Origin of the sequence: Paraburkholderia nodosa DSM 21604 (assembly GCF_000519185.1) — a bacterium.
Taxonomy (GTDB): domain Bacteria; phylum Pseudomonadota; class Gammaproteobacteria; order Burkholderiales; family Burkholderiaceae; genus Paraburkholderia; species Paraburkholderia nodosa.
The window spans coordinates 61,327-69,402 of the sequence record NZ_JAFA01000044.1; the positions used below are offsets into that span (position 1 = coordinate 61,327).

7 protein-coding genes and 2 pseudogenes are annotated in these 8,076 nt (G+C 57.6%); 7 read left to right on the forward strand and 2 right to left on the reverse strand.

The genetic code is table 11. The features are described 5' to 3' along the window. The first annotated feature begins 34 nt into the window (after window positions 1–34). From A3CW_RS48930 to A3CW_RS0137800, 4 genes are all read left to right on the forward strand, one after another. Entirely contained in the window at window positions 35–1,285 is a 1,251-nt protein-coding gene (locus A3CW_RS48930) for an MFS transporter (RefSeq protein WP_051481985.1), read from the forward strand. 85 nt (window positions 1,286–1,370) lie between these two features. After that, on the forward strand, window positions 1,371–1,676 hold the full coding sequence (locus tag A3CW_RS0137790) for a hypothetical protein (protein WP_028208167.1): 306 nt from the start codon (window positions 1,371–1,373) through the stop codon (window positions 1,674–1,676). A 347-nt stretch (window positions 1,677–2,023) separates the two neighbouring features. Next, a complete protein-coding gene (locus A3CW_RS0137795; RefSeq protein ID WP_028208168.1) occupies window positions 2,024–2,875 on the forward strand; it encodes a fumarylacetoacetate hydrolase family protein in 852 nt (283 codons plus the stop codon). A 68-nt stretch (window positions 2,876–2,943) separates the two neighbouring features. Beyond that, window positions 2,944–3,174, forward strand: coding sequence for a hypothetical protein (locus A3CW_RS0137800; protein WP_028208169.1), 231 nt, complete (start codon window positions 2,944–2,946; stop codon window positions 3,172–3,174). A gap of 157 nt (window positions 3,175–3,331) precedes the next feature. On the opposite strand, the gene A3CW_RS0137805 is transcribed toward A3CW_RS0137800, so the two are convergent. Continuing rightward, on the reverse strand, window positions 3,332–3,679 hold the full coding sequence (locus tag A3CW_RS0137805) for an SGNH/GDSL hydrolase family protein (protein WP_028208170.1): 348 nt from the start codon (window positions 3,677–3,679) through the stop codon (window positions 3,332–3,334). A gap of 101 nt (window positions 3,680–3,780) precedes the next feature. Here A3CW_RS0137805 and A3CW_RS54615 point away from each other — a divergent pair. Further along, window positions 3,781–4,010: pseudogene (locus A3CW_RS54615) on the forward strand (IS110 family transposase); the annotation flags it as partial. Window positions 4,011–4,637: 627 nt separating this feature from the next. Here A3CW_RS54615 and A3CW_RS51550 read toward each other — a convergent pair. Beyond that, window positions 4,638–4,955: a topoisomerase DNA-binding C4 zinc finger domain-containing protein gene (locus A3CW_RS51550; protein WP_081771998.1), complete on the reverse strand. Its 318-nt coding sequence runs from the start codon at window positions 4,953–4,955 to the stop codon at window positions 4,638–4,640. A gap of 149 nt (window positions 4,956–5,104) precedes the next feature. Here A3CW_RS51550 and A3CW_RS0137815 point away from each other — a divergent pair, with 149 nt between their 5' ends. Together A3CW_RS0137815 and A3CW_RS52760 are read left to right on the forward strand one after the other, a co-directional pair. Continuing rightward, a complete protein-coding gene (locus tag A3CW_RS0137815) occupies window positions 5,105–7,423 on the forward strand; it encodes a S9 family peptidase (protein ID WP_028208171.1) in 2,319 nt (772 codons plus the stop codon). A 499-nt stretch (window positions 7,424–7,922) separates the two neighbouring features. After that, window positions 7,923–8,076: pseudogene (locus A3CW_RS52760) on the forward strand (IS5/IS1182 family transposase); the annotation flags it as partial.

The following is an 8,076-nucleotide window of genomic DNA, read 5'->3' on the forward strand; positions in this document are numbered from 1 at the left end:
GCTTCGTCATAACAGAACATTGGAGACTTCCATCATGGAAACGACGGCTGCTGCCCCGAACGGGCGCGCTGACTGGAGCCTGCGCTACGAGGTCAAGGCGGTATTCCTGCTCGCACTGGGTTATGGACTCGTGGGTCTGGACCGCAACATCATCTATCCGCTCTTTCCCGTGATTGCGAAAGAGCTCGGCATGAACTATCAGGATCTCGGCCTGATTTCCGCGGTGCTTTCGCTTTGCTGGGGCCTGGCGTCCATACTCACCGGCCGCCTTTCCGACCGCATTGGCTGCAAGCGTGTGATCGTGCCCGCGGTGATCGCCTTCTCCTTGCTCGTGGGCGGCAGCGGACTTGCGACCGGCATGATGAGCATGGTGCTGTTGCGCGCACTGATGGGCGTCGCGGAAGGCGCATATGTGCCCGCGAGCATCGTTGCGACAGTCGAGGCATCGAAACCGAGCCGCATCGGCCTGAACGTCGGGCTTCAGCAAATGTCCGCGCCGCTCGTGGGGCTCGGGCTGGGCCCGTTGCTCGCCGTGGGCATGCTGAAGATGGTGCCGTCGTGGCACTGGATCTTCGCGATCGTCGCCGTGCCCGGATTCGTGATTGCCGTACTGCTCGCAAAGTCGCTGCGTGCCGACACGCCGGTTGCCGCCGCGCGCTCGGCACAGCGTTCGTCGTGGTTTGACGTGCTGCGCTATCGCAATGTGGTCTCGGGCACGCTTCTGATGCTCTGCGCACTTTCGGGCCTTGTCGTGTTGTCGGCGTTCCTGCCCAGCTACCTCACCGATCATCTGCACCTTGGCATGGACTCGATGGGTCTCGTGCTTTCGGCACTCGGCGTGGGTTGCTGTGTTGGCGTCGTCGTGCTGCCTGCCTTGTCGGACCGGTTCGGGTGCAAGCGTGTCATCGTGGCGTCGCTTGCGGGCGAGGTGGTCGGCCTCTGGTTCCTCGCGCAAACAGGCGCGGAACCCGTGAGGCTGTTCGTTTTGCTTGCCATTGTGACGTTTCTGATTGCAGGCGTGATTGGCATCACGGTAGGGCCCTTTGCGAACGAATCGGTGCCACCGGAGCTGGGCGCCACGGCAACGGGCATGATCGTCGGACTCGGCGAAATCATCGGTGGCGCAGTGGCGCCGGCCGTCACAGGTGGCATTGCGCAACACGCCGGAATCGCGGTGATCATGCATATCGCGCTTGGCTCCGCCGTGCTCGGCTTGCTGGTCTCTGCGTTCGGCATGCGCGATCCCAGGCGCGATTTCGCTGCACGTCGTGCTGAGGCAGCCTGAACGGTGGCATGTCAACGTGCCTCGTCCGCGGGATGCGTAATTACGTAATCGAATCGATCAAACAAGACAAGAAAGGAGAGAACAAATGAGAGTATTCAAGGCGGTGCTTGCGGCAGTGCTCATGGCCGCAATGTCTGCGGCGCCAGGCGCGTTCGCACAGCCGCAGCAAACCGGAGATGCCAGTAGCGCCGTGGCGCCGAGCCAGACGAATCCGGCTTCGATGACGAAGGCAGAGAAAAAGGCGGCGCGTAAGACCGCTCGCAAGGAAGCTCGCGCAAAAAAGAATGCGGAGCTGAAGAAACTGGAGAGCGCGGGTTACAAACCGGGTGGGTACGATCCGAACTATCCGGAGAGCGCCCAGGGCGCGGAGAAAAAGGCAGCAGGGCAGTGACGAGTTCGATTTGATTGCTGTGCGCCTGGACCGCAGAAAGGGGCCAGGGAACGCCGTTCAGCTACGTGCTGAACGGCTTTTTTTCCACTGCAGGGAATGTTCAGAGCCGCAAGCGGGCACCTGCGGCATTTGGGAATTCCGATTCCGTGCCGGCAGAGAACCAGGAAGTGGCGCTAATCGCGCAAAGCGATTCGAATCGAAGTCGGCTTTCGACAAGACCTAAAATGCGTGGACGCCGAGCGCCGCTTTCGGAGATACCGAAAACCCCATTTGGTTTTAGGCTGTATTGCTCGCCCAGGGTGCTGAAGAATAATGACGGCGTGACGGACTCACCTGGAGAATGAACTGTGAAACTACTGCGGTACGGCTCAGCCGGCGCCGAGTTGCCCGGCGTGCTCGACAGCGAGGGCCGCATTCGGGCATTGAGTCCGATAGTGAGAGATATCGACCAAGACGTGCTGTCGCCGGAGGGACGCCGTTTCCTCTCCGCAGTCGATGTGACGCAGCTACCCGTCGTTCCCGGAACGCCGCGGCTCGGGCCGCCAGTGAGGAGCGTGCGCGAGATCATCGCGATCGGCCTCAACTATAGCGATCACGCGTTGGAGGCGGCTTTGCCCATCCCCGACGAGCCTGTTGTGTTCGGCAAGTCGACCTCATCGATCAGCGGTCCGTATGACGACATTGTGCTGGCCCCGGGATCAACCCGGACCGACTGGGAGATCGAGTTGGGGATCGTGATGGGAAGCGTGGCTTCGCGTGTCGGGCCGGACGAGGCGATGGCAAGCGTGGCAGGTTACTGCATGGTGAACGACGTTTCCGAGCGCCAATGGCAATTGCATCATAACGGGCAGTGGGGAAAGGGCAAGAGCTTCGACACCTACACGCCCATCGGTCCGTGGCTCGTCACGCCGGACGAGATCGCGAATCCTCAGGCCCTCGAGCTAAGGCTTTCGGTTAATGACCAGCAAAGGCAACTCGGTCGCACGGAGGACATGATCTGCGGCGTGGCGCACCTCGTCAGTTACTGCAGCCAGTTCATGACACTGCAGCCTGGTGATTTGATCATCACCGGTACCCCCGCCGGTGTGGGGCTAGGCATGAAGCCGCCTGCCTATCTCGCCGCCGGCGATGTGATAACCATGGGGATTACCGGCCTCGGCCAGCAGCGCCACGTGGTGAGGGAGGCGCAGCAAGTGTAGGGCGTAAAACGTCACCTGCTTGAAGCGCGCTGAGGCGGTGATCCGCATTCGTGAAGTTGGTTACACCGATGAACAAGATGCTAGGCGAGCGCCAGAAGGCAGCAGTTGCCGCGAACGCGGACGACGCGTCCCTCTGGCGTTGGCTTTCAGATTTGCTGGAAGAGCGCCGCATCAAGTGGCGCTACAGCTTTGACACCTGGATCGTTGTTGTCGATCGAAGGCAGTTGGCGGCAGAACGCAGCTTCGATTGCGCAATACGGGTAGCAAAAGCGGCCGCCGAGAAGCTGGCGGCTCCGTAACTGCACACACATTCACGGTCGCGTCCTCAAAACATACGGCCGACCGAAGCGGCGGACCGCTGCTCTGTTCTTTTCGCCGCCGTGGCGACTTTGGCGTGATGCCCGTTCACTGCGCGCGTTGCCCCTGCGATCAGCGCTTGCAGGTCCACAGCATTGGTCATTGCCTGATACCCCGTGTTGCCTGGATGCCAACGCCGTTGATCCCTTCCTGCGGCAGGACGGCGCGCACATTGGGCAGCAGGGCGTCGCGGCTGAAGTACGCGGCCGCGGCCACGCCGAACATTGCCTGCTCGCGATTGGTCAGCAGCTCGTTACCCGCGATGCCCGCATTCGATACCGCGAGCGTTGTGCCCGTGCGCGCAGCCAGCCGGTGCGCCAGCACGTCCGCATAGCGGCGATTCTTGCTGTCGCTCGACTGATAGCCGTCGTTGATCGAGTCGCCGAACAGCGCGACCGTGCCCGCCACCTTGCGCGGCGCGCACACATGCACCCCGGGGGCGAACATCCAGCAGTTCATTTAGCGTGCGAACGGAGTCTTGTTTGCGGCGCTCAACTGGTTGCCATCGGTGAGCCAGCTTGCCTAGTCACATGGCAGGCTCCATGCAAGGGCGCGCGGTCTTCCGCAAGCGGGGTTCGCGCCAGCAACTGTTTCGTTCTTCGTCAATCTCAAGGCGGTTACTGTGGTGCTGGAGGCATGTGCCGGCTCGCACTGGCTCGCTCGCAAGCGCAACGAAATCGGGCACATTTCCAGGCTCGCTTCACCGCAATAGGTTCGGACTTTCGTGAACGCGAACAAGGATGATTACGTCGATGCCCAAGCTACCTGCGAGGCAGCATGACGGCCCACGTCTGGCGCTTTTTTCACGCTACTGGGCCGACTGTCACCTTATATCGCTGCCCAAGGAATGCGACTAACGGTCTTTCCACTCTTCACCCCTAAACACAGACAGCGAGCCCAAAACCTCGTCTTCAGGTAGGTGGGTACGGCACCCTGGCTGGCGCAGACGAAGTCGTGTTGCTCTTTGACGTCTTGCTGCCGCGCAGCGAGGTGGATTTCTTGAGCGTCTGGTGCTTGCGCTCACACCCGCGCCGGCTTCAGATCCAGAATCTGATCATCGGTGGGTACCGCATGGGGGAGGCCTCTCCGCACTAACGAGTTCAGCCAGGAGTTCTTAAATATAAATCGCACTCCGGAGTAATTGTCTAATGAGATTCCTCGTCGATTTCTAACCGATGCCTTCTTCAAGCGCGAGATAGGAATACTTATCACAATGGGCCCGCTTTCCGGCGGCAGGGCCGGGGCGCACCGGACCACGCCCTGCGCGGGGCGGAGGGCGCAGGGTGGTGTGAGTAACGGCGTGAGCGCGCGCGAAGATTCCCATGGGGCCGAGCTGGGTTTTAAGTTTGTGGGCGGCGGGCACCTTTCGCTGTCGTCGGCTGTCAACAAGGTACTTCCGGGACGGTCAGCGGCCCGGCCAGCCAAAGAACCGGCACTGCGGAAAACGGTTGCAGCCGACGAACGGCCGGCCGCTGGATTTGAGGATTTTCTGGATCAGCAGCCCCTTTCCGCAGTCCGGGCAACGCTCTCCAACCCGACCCCGCGGGGCCGATCGCGTCGATGGCGGCGCGGGCCGTCCGTGTTCATCAGCCTGCGTGTACCCGCACGCGGGCGCGCGCGTGCATGTCCAGCGCGCCGGCACCACGTCATCCCAGCGTTGCAGCGGCTTGCGGCACTTCGGGCACAGGTAGATGCCCCGTTTCACTTGCGGTTCGATCGTCATGATCGGGCGGTCATGGACTTGGTCACCTTACCACGCCTCGCCTGCGCTCAGCGGACACTGATCATACCCACTCGCATTCACTGATGGCATAAAAATTGCTGCAAGCTAAGCCGACGACGTAACCTATACATAGTCAAGACCAAACATCCATGCAAAAAATTGTCACCATCTTTCTGCTTCTAATTTCCTACTGCACGTTGCTATCGGCTGCTGACAACCAGGGGAACGGAACCATACACCCCCCCTTTGCTCTTACCCCCTCAGACTTTCAGCGGGCTCTCACAGGTCATTATCAATACTCGAATAAAATTGACAATTTCGTCGATACCCCCCCTTTCTGGCTTTCGCCCGAGACCCTTGCCTACCGACGGACGACACATGGTGAGCGCCAGTTCATTAAATTCAATATCAAAACTGGGAAGAAGCAACCGGCTTTCGATCATAGCCGCCTTGCCGAAGCATTAAATAAGGCGGCCTCCTCGAATTTCCGAGGCAATTGGCTGCCCTTTGACCGCTTCGAAATCGGACAAGACGGCAACCAGTTGCTGTTCTCCATTGATTCCGTTCTGTGGAGTTGTGATCTTTCAAGCTACATCTGCACTAGGATCTCTCAGGGCGAAATCCTGTCATTTCATAACTACTTCACGCCAACGGCTGAAAGCGATAGTCGAATCACAAGCGATTCACCGGACGGCAAGTGGAAAGCATATATCAAAAACTACAACGTCTTTCTAATGAGTAAGGACGGGTCAGTAAATGTACCGTTAAGTTGGGACGGGACAGAAGCGAACAATTACGTCTTCTCATCCCTAAAGTGGTCCCCTGACTCCAATCACCTCGCAGGTTACCGTGTCGCCCTCGGCCAACCGCGTCAAATCATGCTTGTCAATTCCTCAACAACAAACCATCAAGCCAGGTATGAGCCAATAGCGTATCCCAAAGCGGGAGATATTCTTCCGCGACCGCAACCGGTACTATTCGACATAGTCAACAAGCGCATGGTCAATATCGACAATGCTTTGTTCCCGAATCCTTTTGACCTTTCCCAAATTAATTGGTGGAAGGATGGGAGAGGCTTTACATTTGAGTACAACCAACGCGGCCATCAGCTCTACCGAGTAATCGAGGTGGAGGCAGCCACCGGCCGTACGCGCTCTTTGATCGATGAGGTCAGCTCCACGTTCGTCGATTATACAGATTTAAGAAATAACCAAATAAATGCCGGAAAACACTTTCGTTACAATGTTAATGATGGAGAGGAAATTATCTGGGCATCCGAGCGCGATGGATTTGAACATCTGTACCTCTTTAATGGCCGTACCGGTGTTTTAGAAAACCAAATCACAAAAGGTGACTGGATTGTCCGCGCGGTGGACCACATCGATCCAGTCAGAAGGGAAATTTGGTTTGAAGCAAGCGGAATGAATTTCGGTGAGGACCCTTATTTCGTTCATGCCTACCGAATTGGCTTCGACGGAAAGGGGCTGACATCACTTACGCCAGAACCGGCCAATCATCACATCGAGTTTTCTCCTGACGGTAGATTCTACGTCGACCTCTGGTCGCGTATCGACCTTCCCCCACGCATGGCGCTTTTCCGGTCTAGAGACAACGCTAAACTGATGCAGATCGAGAGCACCGACATCTCCCAACTCGAATCTAATGGATGGAGAGCACCAATTAATTTTGTTGCCAAAGGGCGCGATGGTAAGACCGATATTTGGGGAATCATTCATCTACCAGATAGATTCGATCCACATCTGAAGTATCCTGTGGTGGAGGATATATATGCCGGCCCGCAAGGTTCTCACGTCCCAAAGTCATTCACAACCACAACAGAGCCCCTTACCCAGTTGGGTTTTATCGTTGTGCAAATCGACGGAATGGGCACTAACAACCGTTCACGCCTTTTCCATGACGTCGCGTGGAAGAATCTGAAAGATGCAGGCCTTCCCGATCGCATTCTGTGGCATAAGGCGGCTGCCTCTCTATATCCCTGGTACGACATCTCGAATTTGGGAATCTTCGGTACATCAGCTGGCGGCCAGAACGCCATTGATGCACTGCTATTCCATTCGGACTTCTATAAGGTTGCGGTAGCCAACAGTGGTTGCTATGACAACCGTATGGACAAGATATGGTGGAACGAACAGTGGATGGGCTGGCCCGTCGGCATTGAATACTCACAGTCCTCCGCCATCGACAATGCCGACAATCTGCACGGCAAACTTATGCTTGTTGTGGGCGAAATGGACCACAATGTCGATCCAGCCTCCACCTTTGCGCTCGCCGACAGTCTCATTAAGGCGGGAAAGGAATTCGAAATGGTCTATGTGCCTGGTGCTGATCATGGAGCCCCCGGTATCTTCACCGAGCGTAAGCTCCTGGATTTCTTCGTTCGCAATGTTTTCGGGCAAGATCCGCCTAATTGGAATGCCACATCGACGCATTTTCCGTCGAGTTGGTGACCCTTTATACTGATCGCCGTGACATTGAGTTCGTAGGATTTTTGTATAGTCACATTCAATCGTTTACGTTGGGGACCGGCGCAGTGTCATCGCCGGTCGCTGAGCGTCGCCGTCGTTCAGGCGCTACGCCGAAAGCAGTGGGGTCAATGCCTTTGCGCGTTGGCGCAGCAGGCACAGGTTTGAGGTGAACATGCCCGTGTTCTTACCGGGTTGCCATGCAACCGATCCCGAGATGGGGCATGTTCCTGGACACAACTCCGGCGCAACGCGCATGCAGGATGAGGCTGGCCAGGCGCCAGCGGATTGAATTGACCGCGCAGTCAATGTTCGAACCACAGCGAGCTCGTGACATGCCTTGACAATATTCCGCTCATAGAGTCGGCCTTGAACAATCCGCGAAGGCTTATGCGGCAAGGCTCCGAGGCCGAAATAGCATTGTGGGATTTGCAGAGACCTGGCATATTGATGCCGAAATCCTGCAAATCCTGACGAGGTGCGGATGGGTCCGAAGACGCCTGTGACAGAGGGAGATTTCTTCCGGCAGCCCCTGCGTGAGCAGATCAACCTGAAACATCCGCTGGTGCGGCTGGCTGACCTGATCAACTGGAATCGGCTGGGCATGGCGATGAGCGAGAGCTTCGTGTCGCGCAAGG

Coding starts and splice junctions, on each gene's coding strand:
- A3CW_RS51550 (WP_081771998.1), bottom strand. CDS start 4,955: ATGACGATCGAACCGCAAGTGAAACGGGGCATCTACCTGTGCCCGAAG.
- A3CW_RS0137790 (WP_028208167.1), top strand. CDS start 1,371: ATGAGAGTATTCAAGGCGGTGCTTGCGGCAGTGCTCATGGCCGCAATG.
- A3CW_RS0137815 (WP_028208171.1), top strand. CDS start 5,105: ATGCAAAAAATTGTCACCATCTTTCTGCTTCTAATTTCCTACTGCACG.
- A3CW_RS0137800 (WP_028208169.1), top strand. CDS start 2,944: ATGAACAAGATGCTAGGCGAGCGCCAGAAGGCAGCAGTTGCCGCGAAC.
- A3CW_RS0137805 (WP_028208170.1), bottom strand. CDS start 3,679: ATGTTCGCCCCCGGGGTGCATGTGTGCGCGCCGCGCAAGGTGGCGGGC.
- A3CW_RS48930 (WP_051481985.1), top strand. CDS start 35: ATGGAAACGACGGCTGCTGCCCCGAACGGGCGCGCTGACTGGAGCCTG.